The sequence below is a fragment of the Oleiphilus sp. HI0061 genome (assembly GCF_001635675.1).
Map to the genome: position 1 here is coordinate 1 of NZ_LWFE01000899.1, position 500 is coordinate 500.

Sequence of the window (500 nt, forward strand, 5' to 3'; positions counted from 1 at the left end):
GCGTCATGCCTTCTAATAGGCCCTGCATCATATTAGTCGCTTTAGCTCTAGGCACACTTAGATGCTGATCACTATCTACAACGTCGACATAACCCAGATCCTGAATTACCTTGCCCGGCTTCCAAGATGAAGCCTCAACCACTAACGCCGCTTTACCCGGTTTCATAGGGTTATTATTAGTCATCGTATAGAAGCGCAGGTTCTCTCCTGCTTCATGATAGAAGACACCCTTACCATAATAAGGAATATCATGAACCAGACTGCATTCGAATATAGAGGAAGACAGGTACCACTGACTCTGATCCAGCTCTGCGCTATAGGTTTTGGCATGGGCAAGGCTTGATAAGCAAGCTAACACGACTCCTAACATTAAGCCTCTTACAAAAGTACTACCGCGCTTCAAATCGGACACCTCACAAATTCTCTTACCATAATAAATCGGATCAGCTCTTTTTGTAGCAAGCCCCTAATAAGGTATTTTCCGAGTCACATAAAAACTG

Annotated in this window: 1 pseudogene; it reads right to left on the reverse strand. The window is 44.0% G+C overall.

The annotated features are described in order from the left end of the window. Window positions 1-403, reverse strand: a pseudogene (locus A3735_RS10640) (OmpA family protein); the annotation flags it as partial. Window positions 404-500 lie beyond the last annotated feature (97 nt).